Raw genomic sequence first — 21,809 nt, forward strand, 5'->3', positions numbered from 1 at the left:
CGACGTTTTAGGTATCGCGGCGACGAGCCTCTTGGTATGCGATTACATACCCGGGACGTCCGCCAAGACGTCCGCGAACTCGGCGGCCTGCTTGGCGACGTTCTCTCCCGGCTTGGGTCGGAAGAAGCGTTCGAGACGGTCGAAACCCTACGAACCGGCGCTATCGACTACCGGCGTGGCGAGACGGCGTCCCGCGACGAAATCCGGGACGAAATCAGCGATCTCTCGCCGGAGCTGTCGGGGCACGTCGCGCGGGCCTTTGCCACCTATTTCGAACTCATCAATCTCGCTGAAGAGCGCCAGCGCGTTCGGGCGATTCGGGAGGGGACACAGGAGGGAACGCTGGACGACAGCCTCCGCGCAACCGCCGAAACGCTGGCCGAGGCGGATGTCGACCCGGAAACCGTCCAGCGAGTGTTGGACGACGTGTGTGTGGTTCCGACGTTTACGGCCCACCCGACGGAAGCACGCAGAAAGACGGTGAAAGCGAAACTGCGGTCGGTTGCGGCACTGCTAGCCGAGTTGGACGAACGCCGACTGACCGACCAAGAGCAGGCGCGACTGGAGCGAAAACTGGAGAGCGAAGTGACGGGGTTGTGGGAGACGCGCCAGGTTCGAAAGCGAAGACCTGACGTAACCGACGAAGCGCGAAACGTCCTTTGGTACCTCGAAAATGTTCTATTCGACATCGTTGGCGAGGTGTACGACGAACTCGATCGCACGATCGGCGAGGAGTTCGACGCCGACGTGCCGGAACTGTTCGCCTTTCGCTCGTGGGCCGGGAGCGACCGCGACGGCAATCCGTACGTCACGCCCGAAATCACGGCGGAAACGCTCTCCCGTCAGCACGAAGTCGTGTTGGAACGCTACCGCGACGAACTGAAACGACTGTCTGGCGTCCTTAGCCAGGACGGCGACCGGGTCGAAACGAGCAGTGCGTTCGAATCGAGTCTCGAAAGCGACCGGGAGCGGTTTCCCGTTATCGCAGAGAGAGCGACTGAACGCTATCCCGAGGAACCGTACCGGGAGAAACTCGCCCTGATGCGGGTTCGAATCGACCGCGTCGGCGACGTGCGACCCGGCGGCTACGACGACGCCGACGAACTGCTCGCCGACGTTACCGTGATTGCCGACAGTCTCCGGGAGAACGGCGGGGAGTCGGTCGTCGAAACGAAAGTTGATCCCCTCCTCCGGTGCGTCGAAACCTTCGGGTTCTCGCTCGCGTCGCTCGATTTGCGCGACCATCAAGAAAATCACACGACCGCAATCGCCGAGGCGTTGGCCCGCGAGGGATTCGATTACGACTCCATGGACGAGGACGAGCGCATCGAACTGCTCACGGATGCGATTTTGCAGGACGACCCGATTCTCGACCTCGACCCGGATGGGCTTTCCGACACCGCGGGTCGAGTGCTGACGCTGTTTTCCGAAACCGCCGATTGGCAGCGGGAGTACGGACAAGAAGCCATCGACACCTACTGTATCAGCATGACCGAGGAGGCGAGTCACGTCCTCGAAGTCCTGTTTCTCGCCGACCAAGCCGGAATCGTCGACCTACCGGGCTACTGCGGACTGGACGTGGTACCCCTCCTCGAAACCGAGTACGCGCTGTCGGGTGCCCGGCGAATCATCGGTACCCTGTTCGAAAACGAGGCCTACACAGCCGCGTTGGCGGCACGAAACGACACGCAGGAAATCATGCTCGGCTACTCCGATTCGAACAAGGAAAACGGCTTTCTCGCCGCGAACTGGAGCCTCTACAAAAATCAGAGGCGACTCGCGGACATCGCGGACGAATACGACGTGGCGCTCCGCCTGTTCCACGGCCGCGGCGGGTCGATTTCCCGCGGCGGTGGGCCGATGAACGAAGCCCTGCTAGCACTCCCACGCGAAACCGTCTCCGGACAAGTGAAGTTCACCGAACAGGGTGAAGCCATCGCGGAAAAGTACGCCAACCCCGCGATTGCCGAGCGCAACGTCGAACAGATGTTAGACGCCCAGATTCGCGCCCGCTACGATGCACTCGACGGCGACCGGGAAGACGTGCCCGACGATTGGATAGAGATCATGGACACCGCGGCGGATACCGCCCGCGAGGCGTACCGCAACCTGCTCGAAGCCGAGGGCTTTGTCACCTATTTCGAGCAGACGACGCCGATTCAGGTCATCGAGGACTTGAATCTCGGGTCGCGACCCGCCTCTCGCTCGGGGGAACGAACCGTGGAAGACCTCCGAGCGATTCCGTGGGTGTTCTCGTGGACGCAGTCACGCTGTATCCTGCCGGGATGGTACGCGCTCGCGGCCGGATTGGACGCCGCCGTCGAAGACCACGGGACGGACATCCTCCGAGAGATGTACGAGGAGTGGCCCTTCTTCCGGACGACGCTCGACAACGCGACGCTGGCGCTCGCCCGCACTGACCTCGAAATTGCGGCGGAGTACGCCGACCTCGCATCGGATGACCTGCGCGAGGAGTTCTTCCCGAAATTACGGGATGAGTACGACCACTGTGTCGACCTCGTCACGGAAATCACGGAGCGTGACGACCTGCTCGCGAGGGAGTGGCTCAGAAACAGTCTCGATCGCCGAAACCCGTACGTCGACCCGCTCAACCTCCTGCAAGTGAACCTCCTGCGCCAAACCCATCTCACCGAGACGGAACGGAGGGCACTTCGACTCACGGTGACTGGTGTCGCGGCAGGAATGAAAAATACGGGGTGATGATTCCACGAGAAAAACTGGCGCTCATCTGGGAAGGCGGAACCATCGACCGGGATGTCGAAATCCGATAGTCGAAAAAGGAAAATCGGGTTCCCTTTCCGCACGCACGACCGATACGGACGTGTGAGCGATGAGGTTCGCGTCGAAGTCCATCCGGGGCGGGAGACTGTCGTGGAGTTCGACCCCGACCTGACGTTCGAATGCGTCGATAGCTGTACGTGGTGCTGTCATCACGGCGTGCTCATGTACGACCGCGAGTATTTCGAACTCGGTAAGCGCGCGAATCTTAACGAGGCAACGACGCAGTTCCGTGGACAGGATTTCATCAAGCGCGAGGAAAAAGACCACGACAACTGCGCCGAGGACGGACAGGCGTGTCACTTCCTCCAGGAGGACGGCCTCTGTGAACTCCACGCGGAACACGATTGGAAACCGGCGCGCTGTTCGGTGTATCCGTTGTCCGTGCGACGTGAGGACGGCGAGATTCGCGTCGATATTCGGAAATCCGCGGGCGAACACTGCGAAGGGATGAACGTTGGCGACCGCAAGGTTATCGACAACCTCGATGCGTTTTTGCCGGAGTATCTCTGGGAGTTGGAAAACCCGGATTCGGAACGAGAGCTCTGATCGTTTCGCGAAACGGAAATCGGAATCACGCCTGAGCGATAGTCACCCAGAACACGAAGACGAGCGCGCCGCCGAGCGTGGTGCTGGCGACGGCATGGGTTCGGAGTTTATCGAGGAGATGGTGGGCATCGTCGGAGAGTTGTGCGACCTCGTATATCTCGCCGCCGAGCTCGCAGCGCGGGAGGAAATCCATCGCGACGTGGAGAAAGACGCCCGCCGCGAAGCCGAAGACGAGGCCGTTGACCGCGCCGGTCGATGGCAAGTCAAGGAGTCCGGAGAGGATGGCCGTGATGCCGACACCGGCCGCGGGGAGGAGGAGAATCGAGGCTGGTTTGCCCGCTCGCTGGAGGCGGTGGGCCGCGACGTAGCCTGCGGGGCCTTTGTGGGAAACGATGGCGAGTCCGAGCAGAAGACCGAGGTCGGGCATGTTGCCGTACACGAGTCCGATGATGGCCCCCGCAGTGAGCGAATGAGCGGTCAGTTCGAGCGCGGCGTGGTCGAAGGGTACGTCGAGATGCATCAGTCGGTGGCCGATGGTGTGTGCGCCGAACCCGGTCAGAATGCCGAGTGCGATACCGAATCCGCCGAACTCGGGATGGTGTCCGATTGCGCCCGGAACGAGGAAGACGGCGGCACTGGTTATCATCGCGCCGCTGGCCAGTCCGAACGCCCAGACGAGTTTTCTCGCGTGCGTGGACTCACTTCCACGCGAACCGAGGACGGCGGCCCCCGCCATCGCCCCGAACGCAACCCACGCGATGGCGAGCACCTTATCCAGCCCCGCGGAGAGCGCAACGCCCGAGAGAACGACGAGCGCGACGAATCCGAGGAGACCGATACGAGACAGTCGTGACATAGTTATTAATCTCTGTCTTAATCTTATTAACCCGTCGATTCTCGGCCACAAAACTAATTTATTGTGACACTCTCGGCACGAGTAATGCAGACGAAGACGGTTCGAAACAGCCCCTCCCTTTCCGTCGGTCGTGCAGTCCAAGCGTTCGCGATGGTCGCTTTGTTCGCTATGACACTTCCGTTCGCGCACGCAGTCGTGGCCGGAACGCTCTCACGCCTCGGTTTGACTATGGGGAGTGGTCTGATTCAGTTGCTTCCGCTGAGCGTTGTGGTTGGCATGTCCGTCAGCGTCACGTTCTGTTGTTTTGCGTGCTGGGACTGCCTTCGGACGTAACCCATGCGCGCACTCCAGTTCTCCTGGCGGGATTGTCTCTTCGTACACTGGCCGGTCGAACGGGATTCCTTGCGAAGCGCAGTACCGGAGTCGCTCGCTATCGACACCTACGGTGAACAGGCGTGGGTCAGCGCCCTCGCTTCGACCATCGAGAACGCTAGACCTCCGGGCGTGCCGGTACGATTCGGGATGACGTTCCCACAGGTCAACTTCCGAACCTACGTTCGTCTCGGTCGAACGCCCGGCGTCTACTTTCTCAGCCTCGACACCGGCAGTCGTCTCGCAACTCGCGTCGCGCGGACACTCTATCGACTGCCGTACTACCACGCGGATATTACCACGGAGATGGATACCGTCCATCGAGTTCGAAGTCGTCGCATCCAACCCGACGTGCCACCTGCCGAGTTCGAGGCAACCTACGAATCCGAGGGATCGGCGCGGACGCCGGAATCGGAATCTCTCGAACGGTTCCTCGCGGAACGCTACCGTCTGTTCGTCCCGCAGGCGGGACTCACGACTCGTATCGAACACGACCCGTGGTATCTTTTTTCCGCCGACGCGGACGTGACCGCGGAGTCACTGTTCGAGGCGGTCGGATTGTCGGAGCCGGATGCGGAACCACGGGTTCGATACTGCCCCCGAATGGAGTTTCGCGTTCACACCCCGACACGAGTTGAAGGGTAACGTATCGGTGGAGATCGTCGGGAGGTGACGACTGCTGTTGCAAAGTGCGGGCCGGAACCGTACTACCTGATTTTGCGAACGTTACTGATATCCAACCCGTCGTCCTGAATCTCGATTTCGAAGCGGAGGATATCCTCCGCTTCGATGCGCGAGAGGACACCACGGAACTCGCGAACGAACATGGTTCTGGCGCGTTCGTTGCCGCCGCGTTCCCACTCGAAGCTGATGGTACCGTCCGTCGCACCCATCAGTTCGGCCCATCTGGGTGCTCGTGAGGCTCTCTTGGTCGAGCAGGACGAGTATCAGGCCTCCCCAGGACTGGGTCGCTTTCTTCATTCCCTTCAACAGCATCGGAATCTCGTGCCACTCCACCTGCTCGTCGGGTAAGGAAACGAGGTCGGTGAGCGAGTCGATGATGACGAGGCTGTCGGACGCGTGCTCGGTGAGATACTCCCCGAGAGCTTCGAGAATATCTCGACGACTGTGACTCTTTCCGAGGTCAGTAATCGTGCGGCGTTTCTTGACGTACCAGTCGTGGGGTATCGGACTCAACTGGAAATACTCGGTCGAGAGGTCTTCGAACTCGATAGTTTCGGTCGCGGACGACACCAGTTCCTCGTCGATAGTGTGGGTAACCTCACCGTAAATTTCCTGGGCACTGGCGGTAAACGAGATATATTGAATTTCATCGGGGAGACTGGCACGCGAATCGACCGTCCCGTAGTGTAGGTCAAACAGGGTAGAGTCGGCGTTTCCGAGGTCGTTTATCCTCGCGCTAGTGTACGCGAACTCGCGCGCACCCGCCCCGGCATCGCCCGCCAGCAGGACGACGCTGCCGGGCGGGGAGTCGCCGCCGACAAGCGAGTCGAACTGCGAGACACCAAACGGGATTCTGTTCATGTGGGTGACACTCATCCCTACTGTTTACCGTTTACGCTCGCACCGCTGTTCCGCGGCCGAGCAACCGACACGTCACCAGCAACGTCCACGGAATCGAGCGCCAGTTGCGCCGCTTCAACCGCGCCGTCCGCGCGCGCTCGTGTCGTCACGCCGTACACCGCAGGACCCCACGAGGATTGGCCCGCTCCAAAAATTGCCGGAGAGTCCTCCATTTCGGTCACGAGTTCGCCGACCGGCGGGCGATAGACTCCGCCCTGTTCGTCGGCGTACCACGCGCCGTTCAGCCGACCGATTTCCGCGACTGCATCGCCGAACCGCTCGGGATCGTCGCCCACGATTGCTGGGAGTGCCCGACGAAGGAGCACTGTCGAGATATCGTTCGCAATGGTCGGGTCCGCGCGCTCGACCACGGAACGCATGCTTTCGTCCTCGTCGTCACCACTTCGTCCCGGTTTGGTCTCGGGGAGCACGACGACGAATCGCCATTCCGCAGGAATCGCGTGACTGGCCACGACCGGTGGAACGAACCACTCGCCGCGAGACGGACGGTCGGTGGTGAATCGCTCGGTCGGATGTCCGGCATCGACGACGAATCCACCCTCCTCGAACGTTGAAACGCCGACGCCGCTTCTCCCGCCTCGGTCGAGTTCGGGTGCGTTTTCGCGAACCGCCGGCTGTCGGTCGTACGCCCTTGCGACTGCGGCGAGCACGGTGAGCGCGAGTTGCGTACCGCTCCCGAGCCCCACGTGGCTTGGAAGGGTTTCGTGGACACGAACGTCCACGCCGGGCACCCCGAGCAGGTCGGTCGCACAACGAGCGTACTTCCGTGCGCGGGAATCATCACACCGTATTTCGTCCGCAGGATGTGCTTCGACCGAGACGGTCGGCGATTCGAGTGCGACGCCGAGGCCACCGTACAGTCGCTCGTGGGCGAGCGAGAGGTTCTGAAACCCAAAGTGGAGTCGCGCCCCGACCGTCACCTGAACCATATCTACACGTCAACGGTAGGAAAAAAGCCGATTTCGGCAGTGGCAAATTACCGCGGTATCGCGGCTTTCTCCCGTTCCATATGGTCGAGGACGAACTCCGCGGCCCGTTTCGCACCGTTTTCGTGACTGGGTGATTCCGGCGGATGGCGCGCCGCCCGCAGGACGTGCGGAATCGAGTGTTCGACTTGGAAGCCGCGAAGCCCTCTCCGTTCGATGACCCGTGAAACGCCGTGTTGCTCGTCGGTGAACGGATAGATGATACAGGGCGTTCCGGCCACCGCGGCCTCCATCACGGTGGAGTACCCCGAGCAGATGACCATGTCGGCTGCCCGAATCCACGGGAGAAGCGACGCGGCACATTCCCAGTCGTCATCGCCGACGAGCGTGACGGTGGGGCCCTCGCCTCGGAGGTTTCGAGCCAGTTCGTCGAAGTTCGTGGAGTAGGTACTCGGAACGACGAGGACGCCCACGTCGTCCGGTGCTTCCGCGCCGTTCGGTTCGAGTGCAATCGGCGGGATATGGACGACGCCCGGAGGGTCGCCTCTGTCCGGCGGCCAGACGGCGGGGTAGAGAAATGCCCGTGCAACCGTAAGCTGATACCGATTGAGCAACCAGGTGAACCCCTGTTCGACGGCGGCGTCGTAGTAGGAGGCGGCGTTGTGCGTGAGGACGTACAGCGGTGTATCGGTGAACTGGGCCGCCATCGCGGCAAACATGTCGTCGGTGACGAGCGCAGCGGGGTCTTCCCGGCGAAGCCAGCGGGCGAAATCGAACACCCGTTTCGCGCTGTTTGGAACGCTTCGAGTCACCACATCGAAAATCGACCCGCCTTGATAATCACCGATGTAATCGACCGTCGCCGGGCGGTACACCTCGTACCCGTTATATTCGATGAACTGCGACCCAGGTCCACCGCCGGCGAGGACGATGTCGGTTTCCGGCCCTTCCAGTGCCTGTGCCACGGCGAGCATCCGGGTCGCGTGACCAGCACCCTCCGGATAATGTGCGACGGCGACGGTCCGACTCATGGGAAACTCTCTACGGTGCCGCGGCAAGTATATTTGGATTTTATGATTGCTGTGGATAAATAGTAGACAATAGAATGGTGTTCGGGGGCAAGTGAGTCAGCGGGAATCGGAGGATAAGAAACCGATCGATTGAATCAGGCACAATCGATAGAGGATGTCGCTGGCACCACGCTGGAACTCGAATCGAACTTCGTGCGATACTCGTCGCTCGATTGATTTTTCCTCGCTTTCGTTCACCGTGACTTCGATACTCGTCACGAGGGGTAACTCACTCTGTCCGTGAACCCGTCGCAAAATCATGGGACCGCCGAGAGTCGAACTCGAGTCCTACGGACCCCATCCGCAGAGGATACCACTACCCCACGGTCCCGCGGCATTTCGGAAAAGGCGAGTGCGTGAGTTAAGCCCTTCGTTTCAGTCCTGTTCTCTCGGCACGACGAGGTCGCCGTCGTCTCGCACTGCGAGACTCGCTAGCGGGTCGTTTTCGTACGCCGAAACGCCGTGATACCGTCCAACCACGTAGCCGTCGTGCTCGCTCTCGATCGTCGTCTTCGAATCACCGTGCGGCGTTACGATGTCCGTGATAGGGTCGCCTTCCTCGAAGGTGTCACCCGCTTCGACTCGATGGCGAACGATTCCCGCCGTGTCGGTGTAGGGATGAACCGCTCGTTTTACCGGGAAATCGACGGGGGCGTCGAGTCCCGTCGGTTTCGGGTCGTCGGAAAGCATGTCGAGTTCGTGCATAACGTTCAACAGGCCGAGCACACCCTTCTCGCGGGTGTCCTCCTCGACCACTTCGAAGCCGCCGAGTTCGACGGTAAACGCCGGAATTCCGGCATTGTTCAGCGCCGACCCCGCGGTCGAACGCTGGAGGTTTTGTTCGACGTACTCCTCGGCGGCATACTCGTTGATGACCGGGAAATCGTAGGCATCCACGAGTCGTTCGAGGTCGTCCGCGAGTTCGTTTGCCTCCTCTTCGGTTCGTTCACTTCCGAACAGCACCCTGTCCCGAATCACGAATGGAATCGACCCGACCTGCGCAGTGTGGAGGTCGACGAGCGCGTCCGCGGACTCCTCGAACGCGTCGTAAATCCGTCCGTCGATGAGTTCCTGGACGCGAGGGGGGCGCGAGCTGTCGGCATCGGGGTCTGGGAAGTATCGGTTCGGGTCGTCGTCGTGGTAGTAGGAAGTTCGTGTGGTCCGCCGCAGTCCTGCCGGATTCAGAGTCGGGAGACAGACGACTGTTCCCCGAATCCGTGATTCGAGATTCTCCTTCATTACGTCCTGTGCGGTGGCGAGGGCGGTGACTTCGTTGCCGTGAATCGAAGCCGTAATCCAGAGTGTCGGGCCGTCTTCTTCGCCCTCCGCGATGAGGACAGGGAGTCGCTCCGGAGTTCCCGTCGGAAGGTCGGTAACGTCGAGCCATCCGGTGACCAGTTCGCCGGGGGAGGATTCCGCGGTGCCGAGTTTCATATCGAGAGGTGTTCGTCAAATGGTAAAAAATCGCGTGTAGCGGCAGCGGTGGTGAAACGAACCCTTGACGAATTTTGAAATTTGACAAGCGATGTGAGTTCTCCGACACTGCGCCGAATCGACTGCGTGCTGTACACCGTTCCTGAAGCCGACTTCGAAGCCGCGAAAACGCACTACGAGGGCGCACTCGGACTCGAAAGGCTGTGGGAGCGCTCCGACCAAGCCGGATTTCGAATGGACGACCACGAGGACGGTATCGCGGAAATCGTCCTCTCGACCGAGGAGGAAATCCCGCAGGGATTAGTCCATTATCTCGTGGACAGCGTGACGGACGCGGTAACGTACTTTTCGAATCACGGCTACGAAGTGATTCACGGGCCGGAAGCGATTCCGGTGGGCCACGTGGCCACGATTCGAAACGAGTGGGGACACGAGTTCGACATCATGGATTTCGAGGGGTAAAATCGCATCCGACGACCGACACTGAACAGCTATTCGGAGTCCGTCCCCGGCGAAGTGAAATCACACAGCGCCTGAGTCGTGAAAAAGACCGAATGAATGTCGCCCGAGTCGAAAACCCCGATTTGCGTCCCCGACTGGTTGCAGTCGAACAGTTCCAATGGAACACGAAGGAGTTCTTCTGCGCCCGTATCCCACACGCGAATCGTCACGTCGTAGGATGTTGGTTCGTAAAACGCGATGTCCATCGCAGAATCGATCGGTAATTCGAACGTCGTATCGAGAACCGCTTCGTCGATTTCGCTGTCAGTAACGATGACCGCCACGGTTCGAAATCGGATGCCAGCATTCCAGAGACCGATAGTATGGGGAGGAGATGCATCCTTGCCGCGCCAACCGATCACCACGGTTTCGATCGACATTCCTGGGTCGTACTTGTCGAGATTCCCTCTCGAAATCGGTGGCGCTCGACTGTCGGTCATCACCGCTGTAAGCGCACCCACACTCACCCATCCCGCAATCGTCGTCATCACGACGGGAAAACCGGCAAGGAGTGTCCTACTATTCACATTTTCACTAAATAAATACATAGATAAAACACTTTCATGGTATTTTTGAAGCATTTATCAGTCGAATACGTGCCCTGATGACAAATTATTTTCAATGTCAGGGTTGGATGGAGTTGATCACACCAACACGCGCTCCAGCGAGACAACCTCGTCTTCCTCCGCCTCCGCATCGCCGACCATCCGTCCGAGACAGACCACCGAACCGTCCGGCGTGTAGCAGGCGACGAGCTGGTTCCGTTCCGCATCCCCGGCGTCGATGACGCCGGGTGCGTACACTGGCGCGCCGTTTGAGACCTGTTCTGCCGCGTTCGGTGCGATGGTGACTGCCGGAAGATGCGTCAATGCGCGCTCCGCCGGTTGGACGACTTCGCGCAACCAATCGTCATTCCCTTCCTCCCGCCATCGTCCGAGCGCGTCGGAAAGGTCGTGCAGGGTGACGAGGTCGGTGTCGTCGAAGGGGTCAGTTCCGGTTCGACGCAGGTGCCCCATGTGCGCGCCGGTACCGAGCGCGAGTCCGAGGTCGTGACAGAGCTTTCTGATGTAGGTACCACTCTCGCATCGAATCCACAAGAGTGCCTGTCTGTCGCGGACTTCGAGCACGTCCAACTCGTAAATCTCTCGGACGCGAAGTCGGCGCGAGACCGCGCTTTTTCTGGGCGGTTTCTGATACAGCGGTGCTTCGAACTCGGAGACGATTGCCTCAATGTCGCCTGGCGGTTCGTCATGGATTTCCAGCACGGAGACGTACTCCTTCGACCCTTCGAGAAACACCTGCGAGAGTCGAGTCGCTGTTCCCGTCAGAATCGGTAGACAACCGGTTACCTTCGGGTCGAGGGTTCCGGCGTGGGCCGCCTGTTCGACTGCACAGAGGTCACGAACCCATGCCGCGACCTGATGAGCCGATGGTCCGGGCGATTTGTCGAGATTGATGACGCCGAATTCGAGAAGTTCGTCGGGCGAACGCTCGTCTGGTGGGCCGCGAAGCGTCATTAGAAGTCGTATGAAACGCCGGTAATCGGGTACTTGCCCTCGTCCGCCGATGGGTCGTAGTCCTCGACGGCGGTCGTCAGCATGTCGAGCACGTCCTCGGGGTTCCACCGCGCGGTGTTGATACTCAGGTCGTAGATGGTGAGGTCGGTGATGTCGATGCCGTAATACTCCTCGTATCGTTGAGCCTCACTTCCCGCACGGGCGCGTGTTTCGGTTGCGGCCTGTTCGACAGATTTCTCTTCCCGGTCGGCGATGCGTGTAGCGCGAACGTCAAGCGGGGCGTCCAGCCAGATGCGGAAATCCGCGTGTTCCCCAGCGAGCCATCCCGCGAGGCGAGATTCGAGGACGAGGTCGTCCCGCTCGACGGCGATTTCGCGGAGTCGTCGATCCAAATCGCGGTCGATTTCCTCGTCCTCCTCGGCGAGTTTGTTGAACTCCAGCGGAGTCAGGTTCCGCTCCGCGGCGAGTTCGCGAAAGATGTCGCCGCCGCTCACGTGTTCGAGTCCGAAAATCTCGGCGAGTCCCTCGGCGGTCGTACTCTTCCCGCTCCCCGGTGGACCGGAGACTGTCAGTAGCATATTCCCTCTCGAACGGGAACCAAGAAAGAGGTTTTGAACTTACGTGGGCGTCGTCTGGATGTTCAGTGCCTTGCGGATGAGTTGCGTGAACGCCATCGAGCAGAGGAAGTACCAGACGATCCATGCCTGCATCGGGCCGATAGCGCCGTGCGTCCACTCGATCGGTCCGCCGACGAGCGGGAGGACAATATCCTTTGGTACAACAGATTGGGTCACGTCGCTAATCCGCCAGTACATCCAGAGGAAGACGGGGATGGTGATGAACATCGTCCACACCATCGGGCGGAACTGCTCTTTGAACATGCCCGCCTGATCCCCCATGGCGTCCATCTGCTCCTCGCGGATGCGCTCCATCGCCTGCTCGTCGCCGCGCTCTTTGGCCTCCTTCTGGCGCTTCTGGATGTCCTTCATCCGTTGTTGGTACGCGCCCATCTTCTCCATGTTCATCAGGTTGTCCTGGAGGAGGGTGGAGTACAGCCCCGTCAGCATCGCGAGAATCATGATGACGACGTAGAACGGGAGCGCCGCCTCGATTGGGGCTAAAAACACGTCAACCGCACCCCCGACGACGTTCCGAACCGATTTGATGGAGTATCCCGCGAACAGGCCGATGCTGGCCACCGCCGCGAGTTTGTCCCATTTCGACCACGTCGTGCCTTCCATCTCGTCGATGTCGGTGGACGACGTAGATATGGTATCGCCGCTCGACCCATCGAGCGCGCTCCCGACTGCGTCGGAATCGGCGAGTTCGAATCCGCGGTCGCCGTCCACGAGGATACCCTTCTCTATCATGCGACCCCATTGGCCGCTCGTGATGTCGTCGCTCACGTCGCTCCACTCGACCTCGTCCGACCCTTCGTCGGTGCGTTCGTACACGACCGAGAGAGCGTCGGCCATCGCCGCATCCTCGGCGATGAGCGATTCCACTTTCTGCGCTGTCCGTGCCATTACCACGGGTTTGGAATCCGCCGTTAATCAACCTTCGCCATCGACACGACGAGCGAGGGTGGTGGGTGGTCGTGGCGACTGTGTCAGAATACGCTGGAGGCGCGCGTTTTTCGAATTATACGAGGGATCGACGACCGTCGTGGATGGTCATTACAAGGCACGGGACGACACGTACGCCAATTTGACTCGTTAACTATCCCTTTACCGGACATTTAACTGACGGATAGTTAATGTGAACAGGTCTGAACGAGACACTGCCGCGGGCGGTTTGACCGCGCGGTATCTGCGGTTGTCCCCGTGTGCGGAGTTTAACCATGAGAGAAGATTCCATGAAATCGAAGTTTCGAGCCGGAACCGCACTGGTTGCACTGGCGCTCGTAGCCAGCACCGTCGCGTTTGCTGGAGGCGCGTCCGGGTTCCAGATGAACCAAGAGACACCAAGTGCGGTGACGGACGATTCGGTTGCCGAATCGGATTCGGTAAACGAATCGGAATCCGTCTGTGACGGGGAGGTGAACGCCAAATTACCCGGAAATTGCAAAGTTCACATCACCGTCGTCCCGCACGCCGTCGATACGGAGGACGACCTCGCAGGGTTCATCGTCCGGAACGACGGTCACGGCGGTGACGACTCCGAGAACCTCACGTACAGATACGAGACGAGCGAAGGCGAATCCGGGACGGCCGGATTCGGATACACGAATATCAACGCCAGCGACGACGGGTCGGTAACCCTTCGAATCTACTACGACGTCGAACTCGTGACGGAGGTTCAAAGCGACACGGATACGGTTCGTGACCTCGGTCCAGATAACGACGGAAACGACGACTCCGACAGCGGAGCGGACGATGGACAGGACGGGTCGGACGACTCCGGCGAGCAAGACGACTCGAACGAGTCCGACGAACAGGACGACTGTTCATAGGACGACACGTTGCAGTAGCCCGGAAAATACGTTCCACTCAACCAAAACCTTTTGTCACGTTCACTTGAATCACGTGATATAAGCGGTAGTTTGAACGAACTGCTTCCCGAAGACGACTTCTGGCGAACGTGTCTGCTCGGTGGACTCGCCGTTCTCGTCTTCCCGATTCTCGTCCTCCTGACGCTGAATGCACCGGAGATACTGGTCGTCGGATTCATTCTCACGTTCATCGCGTGGGCGGTGAGCAGAAACGACGCGGCGGACGCGACAAATGAAAAAGCACCGCAACTCGATGCACTCGAAACGTTACGGAAACGATACGCCAACGGGGATATTGGCGAAACCGAATTCGAACAACGACTAGATAGACTTCTCCAAACGGAGTCCTCGAAGCCGCGCGAAAAAGAACTGTCGTTCGAGTAATTCGACCGTTTCCGGGTCGTTACGCTTCGTTCTCGACGGTCGCTTTGATTTCGTCCCACACCTCGTCCGGCGTCTGTTCGCCGTCGATGCGGACGAGTTCGCCCGTCTCCTCGTAATGTTCGATGACGGGTTCGGTGTTCTCGCGATAGACGCGGAGTCGCTCTCGAACCGTTTCCTCGTCGTCGTCGTCACGCTGTTCGAGACGCGCTTCGACTTCCTCGTCTTCCGGCGGGTTGTACTCGACGTGGTAGATGTCGCCCGTCTCCGGGTCGAGTCGGCGGCCCGTCAGTCGATGAACGAGTTCCTCCTCATCTACGTCGAGGTAGAGTACCACATCGAGGTCGGTGATGTCGTCGAGATACTCCGCCTGCGAGAGGTTCCGCGGATACCCGTCGAGAACGTAGCCGTCGGCCTCCGAGAGGGCGGCGTTGACGATTTCGTTCACCACGGGGTCGGGAACGAGTTCGCCAGCGTCCATGAAGCTCGCGGGCGTCCCGTGCTCCGTTTCCATGTGTTTGTTCGCGCGGAGCGCGTCGCCCGTCGTAACGTGCTCGACATCGAACTCGTCGGCGATTCGTGCACTCTGAGTTCCTTTTCCTGCACCGGGCGCACCCAGAATCAGGATGTTCGGGTTCATGCTCACATCTCCATTGCCATTGCATAAAGGCTTAAAGAAAGCGTCCGAGCATTCGGGTTTTTAGTAGGGGGCGACGAAGACCCGACATGAGCAGATTCAGTGCCGATACGCCGAAAGAACGCCGAAAGCTGGTGATGGATGCCATCGTCGCACACCGCGAGCGCGGCAGTCCGTTCTGCACACTGATGGTCGGGCAGGAATTCCAAACCGAAACGAAAATCGAAGACGAGGAGCCTGAAAACGAGAACGGCGACGGCGAACCGGCGGAGGCCCCGCCATGGATACAGTTCGGCGACCAAACGCTAAATCTCGACTGCACCGACGAGGAACTCGACCGCCTCAAAACCCTCCTTCGCGAGTTCCCGGCGTTCAAAATCGAACAACTTCACAGTCCCGAGGAGGCAGAAGGGACGAACGTCCGCATCAGCGCGAAAGCCGACGTTAATAGAATTGCACAATTCGTGGATCAAACGCTCCAAGAGGTGTACGAATGTCCAAAATCGACCACGATTTGGGCAGTCGAGGTGTAACGAACTGGTGGGATTTTCGTAGCCATTAAGAATACAGACCCCAACTACTGCGTCACATGACGCACAGACACGCCATTAGAGATACGTCTGACATAGAACACTGGATGGATGCGACCCGACGGCATACGCGACAGGTAATCGACACCGGGTGGTACGTCACATGAGCCTCTTCGACCGCGTCGTTCTCCCGGTCGCCAGCGAGAAGGACGCCAAAGCAACATGTGACGCTGCACTGGAGCGAATCGAGTCGGCGGGCGGGCAGGTCGTCGCCGTTCACGTCATCGAGAAAGGCGGCGGCGTCGTTGACAAAGCATCCGTCGAGCAACGCGAGGAGAGAGCAGACGACATTTTCGAAATCGTCCGGAACCGCTGTGATGCCCTCGGCGTTCCAGTCGAGACGGAAATCGTGTACGGAACAGACATTGCGGAATCCATCTTCGATGTTGCCGACGAAGTCGATGCCACGGCAATCGCGTTCACGCCTCGCGGCGGGAGTCGCTGGGTGAAACTGCTCACCGGGGACGTGATGTTGTCCCTCATTACGGAGACGAACCGACCGGTCGTCGTGCTACCCGACGCGGAGGAGGACTGATGGCGGACGAAGAACTCGCCAAGGATCTGGGGCCGCTGGCGGCACTTACCATCGGGGTTGGCACGATGATTGGTGCCGGTATTTTCGTCCTACCACAGCAGGCTTACGCAATCGCAGGGCCTGCCATCGCTCTATCGTTCATCGTGGGCGGCATCGTCTCGCTGTTCACCGCACTCTCAGCGAGCGAACTCGGCACGGCAATGCCGAAAGCAGGCGGCAGTTATTACTACGTCAACCACGCTCTCGGCCCCCTGTTCGGTTCCATTGCGGGAATGGGGAACTGGATGGGATTGGCGTTCGCCTCCGCATTCTACATGATAGGTTTCGGTGACTTCGTGACGGCGCTGGTCTCCGTTCCGCCCGTCGATTTGGGCGTCCTGCTAATCTCCGGAAAACAGGTCGCCGCGTTCGGTGCTGGCATGCTATTTGTCGGAATCAACTACGTCGGCGCGAAGGAAACTGGTCGTCTCCAGAACGTCATCGTTATCACATTGGTCGCAATCCTGACGGCATTTTCGATACTCGGCTTCCTGCAAGCCGACCTCTCGACGCTTAGGCCTTTCGCACCCACCGAGGCGGGATACGGCGCAGTACTTCCGGGAACGGCCCTCGTGTTCGTTTCATTTCTTGGCTTCGCCAAAATCACGACCGTCGCCGAGGAAATCAAAAACCCGGGTCGAAACCTACCGCTCGCCGTCGTCGGGTCGGTTGTCATCGTCACCGTGATGTACGCAATTCTGATGATTGTCATGGCAAGCGTCATCAACTGGGAACAACTCGCTGCGCCCGGCGCGGATCCCGTGGTCGAAGTTGCCGAAGTCGCATTCGGTGAGGCGCTCGGATTGGCTGGCGTGGGTGCCGGACTCATCGTCTTCGGCGGCCTGTTAGCGACCGCCTCAAGCGCGAACGCGTCGATTCTAGCGTCTTCCCGCATCAACTTCGCGATGGGTCGTGACAAACTCATCACCGCGTGGCTGAATGATATTCACGACAAGTTTGCAACGCCCTACCGCTCCATCGCGGTCACAGGCGTCATCATTCTCGTTCTCATCCTCATCGGGAACATCAAAATTCTCGCAAAGGCTGGGAGTGTGCTTCATCTTATCGTCTACGGCCTGCTCAATCTCGCGCTCATCGTGATGCGCGAGTCCAACGTTGCGGAGTACGATCCCGATTTCCGGGTACCACTCTACCCGATAACGCCTCTGCTTGGCGCGCTGTTCTCGTTCGCCCTCATCGCGTTCATGGAACCCATCGAAATCGCGTTGGCAGTCCTGTTCGTCGTCGTGGGAGTCGGCTGGTTCTTCATTTATGCACGACCACGAACTGACAAACAGGGTGTACTGAGCAAGTACGTTCTCAGCCGTTCCGAGCAGATGCCAGAACCCGCCGTCTCCGCGGCGACATCCGTGAAACCGGACGGCGGCGATTACCGCGTTATGGTTCCGCTGGCGAATCCGGAACACGAAAAAGACCTGATTTCGCTGGCCAGCGCGGTTGCGAGTCAGCGCGGCGGAACCGTGGTCGCGACCCACATCGTACAGGTGCCCGACCAGACGCCGCTCGCCAGCGGTGCGGAACACGTCGAAACGCTGGACGCGGAGTCGAGAGAACTGCTCGATCGCGCTCGTGAGGACGCGGAAACGTTCGGCGTGCCGGTCGAAACGCACACGATCCTCTCCCACCGCTCGTTCGAGGAAATTTTCGATGCGGCCCGAACCCACGGCGCGGACCTCGTCGTCATGGGCTGGGGCGAGGACAGCCACGGGTCGCCCGGTCGTGCGGAGAGTGCAATCGACGAACTAACGAACGACCTGCCCTGTGACGTGGTCGTCTACCGCGACCGCGGCTTCGACCCCCGAAGGGTGCTCGTGCCCACTGCGGGAGGACCGGACTCCGACCTCAGCGCCGCCATCGCGCGGATGCTCCGGGCCGAGTACGACTCCGAGGTGTCGCTCCTCTACGTCGCCGACGATTCGGACGAGGATGGCGAACGATTCCTCTCCGAGTGGGCTGACGAACACGGCTTGAGCGACGCGACCCTCATCGTGGAGCACGGCGATGTGGAATCGGCAATCGAACGAACGGCCCAAGATTGTTCGATGATGATCATCGGCGCGACCGAGGAGGGACTGCTGTCACGACTCGTCCGCGGGTCACTCGCGCTCGACGTGGTGAACGACGTGGACTGTTCGGTTCTGCTCGCCGAAAAGGCGCGCAAACGGTCGATTCGAGAGCGACTGTTCGGCTAGTCGCTCCACGACCACTCAGTCCAAATGGATGTACGTTCGGGTTCGGCCCACACCCGAAATCGACCCGATATCCGACGTAACTGTTTTTCGAACCTCGTACTCGTCAGCTGCTTCTATTTCCACGATGATGTCGAACTCACCGGCAACGATGTGGGCCTCAATCACGGTCGGCAGTTCGCGAATTGCCTCGACCACGTCGACGGACATCCCGGCACCCGTAAGGACGGTCGTGTATGCACGAATCATCGACCCTAGTAGGATGCAAGAGACGAAAAGCGTCGGCTTCCGAATCGACCCGTTACGACCGCCAGTAGGCGGGCGTCAACAACACCAGTACGGGGAAGATTTCGAGTCGGCCGATCCACATCAACACGACCATAAGCAGTTTCGAAGCGTCCGAAAACGGGAGATAGTTGTTCATCGGACCGAGCAGTTGGAAGCCCGGACCGACGTTGCCGAGCGTCGCCGCGACCGCCGAAAGTGCCTCCAACGAGTTCAGATTCGGCCCGCCCGCTCGCTCGGCATCGAGGAAGAGCAGGAGGGTACTGACGAGGAAGATGACGAGGTAGAGCAAGGAGAAGGCGTAAATCCCGCGCACTGCTCGTTCATCAAGCGCGCGCCCGCCGAGGCGGAGGGGTCGAATCGCCTCTGGGTGAACGGTCGTAAACAACTCACGGCGGAACGATTTGAGGATAACGTACCAGCGGACGATTTTGATCGCCCCACCAGTCGACCCGGCACTGCCGCCGATGAGCATCGCCGCGAGGAGGAGGTACTGCGCGGAACTGTTCCACGTGTTGAAGTCCATGCTCGCGTATCCCGTCGTCGTGACGATGGAGACGAGTTGGAAGGTGGCGTGTCGAATCGACGATTCGACGTTGCCCGCGATGGGTGGCCCACCGGGGACAAACACCAGTGCTTCGTGCGTATAGAGCAAAACGGTCAGAATCGCGGAGAGGACGGCAAGTACGCCGACGTAGAATCGGAACTCGGCGTCACGAATGAGCTTTCGTGGTTCGCCGTTCAGGACGTGCCAGAACAGCGCGAAGTTCGTCCCCGCTGCGACCATGAAGGGAATGATAACCCACTGTGCTAGCGCGGAAAACGCTTCGACGCTTCTCGCCTCGGGCGAGAAGCCACCGGTCGCCATCGTCGTAAAGCCGTGGCCGACGGCGTTGTAGAGGTTCATCTCGGGTGCGAGCGGTTGTCCGATGAACAGGCCGAGGCGGAACAGGCCGTAGAGCAGGACGATTTCCAGCGCCGTGATGCCGAGGTACGCCTTCCAGAGTGCGCGCGCTGTTTCCGCGATTCGGGGCGTGAGTTTCTGGATGCCCGGCCCGGGCGCTTCCGCGTCCATCAACTGCGCGCCACCGACCGACAGTTCCGGGAGAATGGCGACGGCGAGGACGACGATTCCCATCCCACCGAGCCACTGGGTCAACTGCCGCCACATCAGCAGGGCACGGGAGTGGGTTTCGAACGAGATGTCGCCGATGACAGTCGCCCCGGTCGTGGTGAAGCCACTCATGCTCTCGAACAGCGCGTTGACCGGGTCTGCGAGCGTCGAGGGGCCGGAAACGATGTCGATATATGGAAACTGACCGAGAATCGTGATTTGGTTTCCGGCGATGACGTAGGGAAGGCCGCCGACGATGGACACCGCAAACCACGTCAACGCGACCATCAGGAATCCTTCTCGCGCGCCGAGGTCGGGATCCGGGTCGAGGCGTTCGAGCGACGACCCGACCACCAGCGCGATTACGATGGTCATAACGAACGTCCGGATTGCCCCGAACTCGCCGTAGTATGCAGCGATGAGGAGGGGGAACAACAGTGGCACGGAGAGCCATTTGACGACGGAGCCGACGAGACTTACGCTGGCTTGCCAATCGACTCGAAGGTTCATATCGCGGCACTCACTTCGTTCAGCACGTCGGTATCGACGAACATCACGACGTGGTCACCTTCCTTCACGACCGTATCACCACGCGGGACGACGAACGAACCGTTCCGCGTAATCGCACCGATGACGACGCCGTTCGGGAGGTCTGCGACAGCCTCTCGAATGGGTCGATTCGTAAGCACGCTCTCGGCGTCGATTTCGATTTCGAGAACTTCCGCACGGTCGTTCTCGATGAGCGCGATGTTCTCGGCGCGTTCCTCGCGAGTAAAGCGCGTGATTTCCTCGGCGGTCACCTCGCGAGGGTTGACCGCCACGTCGATGCCGACCGCCTCGAACAGCGAGACGTACTCGGCGTCCTCGACGATGGCGATTGCGCGTTCGGCACCGAGTTGCTTGGCGAGCACCGAGACGAGGAGATTTTTCTCGTCGTTCTCCAAGGCCGCGACGACCACGTCCGCCTCGTCCACGTGTTCGCGGGCGAGGAACTCGGCGTCGGTCGCATCGCTCGCCATGACGACGGTTTTCGGGAGGTCTTCGGCGAGTTCCCGTGCGCGGTCTTGGTCTTGTTCGATGAGCCGCGGGCGCAAATCCCGTTTTTCGAGCAGTCGAGCGGTGTGGAAACCGATTTCGCTGCCGCCGATGACGACTAGTTCCTTGTCCGCACTTGGCGTTTCGTGGGGGGCGACTTCGAGAGCGAACTGCTGGACGCTCTCTGGGCTGCCGATGACGACGACCTTATCGTCGGCCTGAATCACTGTTTCACCGCGTGGAATCGCCACATCGCCGTTTCGGATGATTGCGGCGAAAGTCAGCGAGTCGAAGCGGTCTGCCTGCCGAACAGTCTGGTCTGCGACCGGACTGTCCGCTCGAACCTCGAACTCGGCCATCTGCACCTTGCCACCCGCGAAGGGGTCAACGTCGCGCGCGGCGGGGAGGCCGATGACGCGAACGATGTCCATCGCGGTGAGCAGGTTCGTACAAACCATGAAATCGACGCCGAACGCGCTCTGTTCTGCGTGCTCCCACGTTTCGAGGTAGTCCACCTTCTTCACCCGTGCGATGGTGAACGGGTCGTCCACCGTCTTCGCCGTGCCGCAGATGACGAGGTTCGTCTCGTCGTCGTCGGTACTGGCGATTATCATGTCGGCCTGTTCGATTCCGGCGTCCCGTAGCGTGGCAAGCGAGGTGCCATCGCCTTCGATTGCGAGCACGTCGAGCGAGTAGGTGAGCGAGTCCACGCGCTCTCCATCCTGATCGACGACGACCACTTCGTGGCTGTCGGCGAGGCTCTCGGCGATGGACGAACCCACCTCACCAGCGCCGACTATGATGACGCGCATGCGTTACCCTCCGTGACATTCGTGTCGGTTCTTGCCATCCATGGGGTAAGG

22 protein-coding genes, 1 tRNA gene and 1 pseudogene are annotated in these 21,809 nt (G+C 60.1%); 10 read left to right on the forward strand and 14 right to left on the reverse strand.

The genetic code is table 11. The features are described from left to right. Positions 1-36: 36 nt before the first annotated feature. Both ppc and ACN2TU_RS09435 read left to right on the forward strand, forming a co-directional pair. Positions 37-2,721, forward strand: coding sequence for a phosphoenolpyruvate carboxylase (gene ppc / locus ACN2TU_RS09430; RefSeq protein WP_435154903.1), 2,685 nt, complete (start codon positions 37-39; stop codon positions 2,719-2,721). 123 nt (positions 2,722-2,844) lie between these two features. Next, the gene (locus tag ACN2TU_RS09435) at positions 2,845-3,348 is read left to right on the forward strand and encodes a hypothetical protein (protein WP_435154905.1); all 504 of its coding nucleotides are present in this window, start codon (positions 2,845-2,847) and stop codon (positions 3,346-3,348) included. 25 nt (positions 3,349-3,373) lie between these two features. On the opposite strand, the gene ACN2TU_RS09440 is transcribed toward ACN2TU_RS09435, so the two are convergent. Continuing rightward, positions 3,374-4,204 carry a ZIP family metal transporter gene (locus tag ACN2TU_RS09440; RefSeq protein WP_435154907.1) on the reverse strand — a complete coding sequence of 277 codons (831 nt, stop codon included), beginning with the start codon at positions 4,202-4,204 and terminating at the stop codon, positions 3,374-3,376. 84 nt (positions 4,205-4,288) lie between these two features. Between ACN2TU_RS09440 and ACN2TU_RS09445 the strand changes: the two genes are divergently transcribed. After that, positions 4,289-4,537 (forward strand): hypothetical protein, encoded by a 249-nt coding sequence (locus tag ACN2TU_RS09445; RefSeq protein ID WP_435154909.1) that lies wholly within the window; start codon positions 4,289-4,291, stop codon positions 4,535-4,537. 3 nt (positions 4,538-4,540) lie between these two features. Further along, complete coding sequence (locus tag ACN2TU_RS09450) at positions 4,541-5,221, forward strand: YqjF family protein (protein WP_435154911.1); 681 nt, start codon at positions 4,541-4,543, stop codon at positions 5,219-5,221. A gap of 62 nt (positions 5,222-5,283) precedes the next feature. Here ACN2TU_RS09450 and ACN2TU_RS09455 read toward each other — a convergent pair. The 5 genes and pseudogenes from ACN2TU_RS09455 to ACN2TU_RS09475 all read right to left on the reverse strand — a co-directional run bounded on the left by ACN2TU_RS09455 (position 5,284) and on the right by ACN2TU_RS09475 (position 9,611). After that, positions 5,284-6,121, reverse strand: a pseudogene (locus tag ACN2TU_RS09455) (RAD55 family ATPase). A gap of 17 nt (positions 6,122-6,138) precedes the next feature. Beyond that, positions 6,139-7,110, reverse strand: a complete 972-nt coding sequence (locus tag ACN2TU_RS09460; RefSeq protein ID WP_435154913.1) for a beta-ribofuranosylaminobenzene 5'-phosphate synthase family protein — start codon at positions 7,108-7,110, stop codon at positions 6,139-6,141. 47 nt (positions 7,111-7,157) lie between these two features. Beyond that, entirely contained in the window at positions 7,158-8,138 is a 981-nt protein-coding gene (locus ACN2TU_RS09465; RefSeq protein ID WP_435154915.1) for a glycosyltransferase, read from the reverse strand. A 299-nt stretch (positions 8,139-8,437) separates the two neighbouring features. Continuing rightward, a tRNA-Pro gene (locus tag ACN2TU_RS09470) sits at positions 8,438-8,508 on the reverse strand. Between the two features lie 44 nt (positions 8,509-8,552). Beyond that, a complete protein-coding gene (locus ACN2TU_RS09475) occupies positions 8,553-9,611 on the reverse strand; it encodes a succinylglutamate desuccinylase/aspartoacylase family protein (protein ID WP_435154916.1) in 1,059 nt (352 codons plus the stop codon). Between the two features lie 93 nt (positions 9,612-9,704). Here ACN2TU_RS09475 and ACN2TU_RS09480 point away from each other — a divergent pair, with 93 nt between their 5' ends. After that, positions 9,705-10,073 carry a VOC family protein gene (locus tag ACN2TU_RS09480; protein ID WP_435154917.1) on the forward strand — a complete coding sequence of 123 codons (369 nt, stop codon included), beginning with the start codon at positions 9,705-9,707 and terminating at the stop codon, positions 10,071-10,073. Between the two features lie 29 nt (positions 10,074-10,102). Here ACN2TU_RS09480 and ACN2TU_RS09485 read toward each other — a convergent pair whose 3' ends face one another. The 4 genes from ACN2TU_RS09485 to ACN2TU_RS09500 form a co-directional block, all read right to left on the reverse strand. Continuing rightward, a complete protein-coding gene (locus ACN2TU_RS09485) occupies positions 10,103-10,639 on the reverse strand; it encodes a hypothetical protein (RefSeq protein ID WP_435154919.1) in 537 nt (178 codons plus the stop codon). Positions 10,640-10,756: 117 nt separating this feature from the next. Further along, a complete protein-coding gene (locus tag ACN2TU_RS09490; RefSeq protein ID WP_435154920.1) occupies positions 10,757-11,629 on the reverse strand; it encodes an RNA-guided pseudouridylation complex pseudouridine synthase subunit Cbf5 in 873 nt (290 codons plus the stop codon). Next, positions 11,629-12,207, reverse strand: coding sequence for a (d)CMP kinase (cmk, locus tag ACN2TU_RS09495; protein ID WP_435154922.1), 579 nt, complete (start codon positions 12,205-12,207; stop codon positions 11,629-11,631). The genes ACN2TU_RS09490 and cmk overlap by 1 nt, the downstream gene beginning before the upstream one ends. Before the next feature lie 39 nt (positions 12,208-12,246). Beyond that, on the reverse strand, positions 12,247-13,155 hold the full coding sequence (locus ACN2TU_RS09500; RefSeq protein ID WP_435154924.1) for a DUF106 domain-containing protein: 909 nt from the start codon (positions 13,153-13,155) through the stop codon (positions 12,247-12,249). A 314-nt stretch (positions 13,156-13,469) separates the two neighbouring features. Between ACN2TU_RS09500 and ACN2TU_RS09505 the strand changes: the two genes are divergently transcribed. Together ACN2TU_RS09505 and ACN2TU_RS09510 are read left to right on the forward strand one after the other, a co-directional pair. After that, entirely contained in the window at positions 13,470-14,081 is a 612-nt protein-coding gene (locus ACN2TU_RS09505) for a hypothetical protein (protein WP_435154926.1), read from the forward strand. A 90-nt stretch (positions 14,082-14,171) separates the two neighbouring features. Then, positions 14,172-14,504 (forward strand): SHOCT domain-containing protein, encoded by a 333-nt coding sequence (locus ACN2TU_RS09510; protein WP_435154928.1) that lies wholly within the window; start codon positions 14,172-14,174, stop codon positions 14,502-14,504. 19 nt (positions 14,505-14,523) lie between these two features. On the opposite strand, the gene ACN2TU_RS09515 is transcribed toward ACN2TU_RS09510, so the two are convergent. Further along, complete coding sequence (locus ACN2TU_RS09515) at positions 14,524-15,141, reverse strand: adenylate kinase (protein WP_435154930.1); 618 nt, start codon at positions 15,139-15,141, stop codon at positions 14,524-14,526. 86 nt (positions 15,142-15,227) lie between these two features. Between ACN2TU_RS09515 and ACN2TU_RS09520 the strand changes: the two genes are divergently transcribed. The 3 genes from ACN2TU_RS09520 (at position 15,228) to ACN2TU_RS09530 (ending at position 18,515) form a co-directional block, all read left to right on the forward strand. After that, positions 15,228-15,671 carry a DUF7975 family protein gene (locus tag ACN2TU_RS09520; RefSeq protein WP_435154932.1) on the forward strand — a complete coding sequence of 148 codons (444 nt, stop codon included), beginning with the start codon at positions 15,228-15,230 and terminating at the stop codon, positions 15,669-15,671. A 160-nt stretch (positions 15,672-15,831) separates the two neighbouring features. Next, entirely contained in the window at positions 15,832-16,263 is a 432-nt protein-coding gene (locus tag ACN2TU_RS09525; protein ID WP_435154934.1) for a universal stress protein, read from the forward strand. Continuing rightward, positions 16,263-18,515: an amino acid permease gene (locus ACN2TU_RS09530; protein WP_435154936.1), complete on the forward strand. Its 2,253-nt coding sequence runs from the start codon at positions 16,263-16,265 to the stop codon at positions 18,513-18,515. The genes ACN2TU_RS09525 and ACN2TU_RS09530 overlap by 1 nt, the downstream gene beginning before the upstream one ends. Before the next feature lie 15 nt (positions 18,516-18,530). Here ACN2TU_RS09530 and ACN2TU_RS09535 read toward each other — a convergent pair whose 3' ends face one another. Genes ACN2TU_RS09535 through trkA form a run of 3 tightly spaced genes read right to left on the reverse strand, consistent with a single transcriptional unit; the run spans position 18,531 to position 21,758 of the window. Further along, on the reverse strand, positions 18,531-18,761 hold the full coding sequence (locus ACN2TU_RS09535) for an Lrp/AsnC family transcriptional regulator (RefSeq protein ID WP_435154938.1): 231 nt from the start codon (positions 18,759-18,761) through the stop codon (positions 18,531-18,533). Between the two features lie 52 nt (positions 18,762-18,813). Then, positions 18,814-20,421, reverse strand: a complete 1,608-nt coding sequence (locus tag ACN2TU_RS09540) for a TrkH family potassium uptake protein (protein ID WP_435154940.1) — start codon at positions 20,419-20,421, stop codon at positions 18,814-18,816. Next, positions 20,418-21,758, reverse strand: coding sequence for a Trk system potassium transporter TrkA (trkA, locus tag ACN2TU_RS09545; RefSeq protein ID WP_435154942.1), 1,341 nt, complete (start codon positions 21,756-21,758; stop codon positions 20,418-20,420). The genes ACN2TU_RS09540 and trkA overlap by 4 nt, the downstream gene beginning before the upstream one ends. Positions 21,759-21,809 lie beyond the last annotated feature (51 nt).

This window comes from Haladaptatus marinus, assembly GCF_051194195.1.